Annotated in this window: 1 protein-coding gene; it reads left to right on the top strand. The window is 66.6% G+C overall.

Going from position 1 to position 1,529, the window contains the following annotated elements; all coding sequences use genetic code 11:
• On the top strand, nucleotides 1-1,529 hold a 1,529-nt coding region (locus tag ADK64_RS04985; protein WP_053655189.1), incomplete at both ends, for a (Fe-S)-binding protein.

Below are 1,529 nucleotides of genomic sequence, written 5' to 3'. Positions count from 1 at the left end.
ATCTGGTTCAAGCGGAACGCGGACGGTGCTACGTCGCTGGGCGCGCTGTTGCCGATGACGTCGGGCGGCAAGCCGATCGACTTCTCCGACCCCGGTGAGGACGACGTCTTCGGTGTCTCCCAGGTCGAGCAGTTCTCCTGGAAGGGCCTGCTGGACTTCTCCACCTGCACCGAGTGCGGGCGTTGCCAGTCGCAGTGCCCGGCCTGGAACACCGGCAAGCCGCTGTCCCCGAAGCTGCTGATCATGTCGCTGCGGGACAACGCCCACGCCAAGGCCCCCTACCTGCTCGCCGGCGGCGGCAAGAGCGCGGAGGGCGAGGAGAAGGCCCCCGCCGAGGCCCTCAAGGACGTCCCGGCCGCCGCGCTCGCCGAGGCCGAACGCCCGCTGATCGGCACCGCCGAGGAAGGCGGCGTCATCGACCCCGACGTCCTGTGGTCCTGCACCACCTGCGGCGCCTGCGTCGAACAGTGCCCCGTCGACATCGAGCACGTCGACCACATCGTCGACATGCGCCGCTACCAGGTCATGATCGAGTCCGCCTTCCCCTCCGAGGCCGGCACCATGCTCAAGAACCTGGAGAAGAAGGGCAACCCCTGGGGCCTGGCCAAGAAGCAGCGCCTGGAATGGACCAAGGAAGTCGACTTCGACATCCCCGTCGTCGGCAAGGACATCGAAGACCTCACCGAAGTCGACTACCTCTACTGGGTCGGCTGCGCCGGAGCCCTCGAAGACCGCGCGAAGAAGACCACCAAGGCCTTCGCCGAACTCCTCCACATCGCCGGCGTCAAGTTCGCCATCATGGGCGGCGACGAGAAGTGCACCGGCGACTCCGCCCGCCGCCTGGGCAACGAACCCCTCTTCCAGGAACTCGGCATGGAAAACGTCGCCGCGCTGAACACGGCCTTCGGCGAGGACGACGAAGACCCGGCCACGCAAAAGCCCAAGTCCGCCAAGAAGATCGTCGCCACCTGCCCGCACTGCCTCAACACCCTCGGCAACGAATACCCCCAGCTCGGCGGCGACTACGAGGTCATCCACCACACCCAGCTGCTCCAGCACCTCGTCGACGAGGGCAAACTGGTCCCCGTCACCCCCGTCGAGGGCATCATCACCTACCACGACCCCTGCTACCTCGGCCGCCACAACAAGATCTACACCCCCCCGCGCGAGATCATCGGCAAGGTCCCCGGCCTGCGCAACGAGGAAATGCACCGCCACAAGGAACGCGGCTTCTGCTGCGGCGCCGGCGGCGCCCGCATGTGGATGGAAGAGCGCATCGGCAAGCGCATCAACAACGAACGCGTCGACGAGGCCCTCTCCCTCAACCCCGACATCGTCTCCACCGCCTGCCCGTTCTGCCTCGTCATGCTCACCGACTCCGTCAACGGCAAGAAGAACGAAGGCAAGGCCAAGGAATCCATCCAGGTCGTGGACGTGGCCCAACTGCTGCTGGACTCCGTGAAGACCCCCCTCGACCCGGCGGGCGAGACCGAGACCGACACCGCGCCGGAACCCGAACCGGTGAAGTA

This window comes from Streptomyces sp. MMG1121 (genome assembly GCF_001280015.1).
Taxonomy (GTDB): Bacteria; Actinomycetota; Actinomycetes; order Streptomycetales; family Streptomycetaceae; genus Streptomyces.
This window is presented reverse-complemented; position numbering and strand designations above follow the sequence as displayed.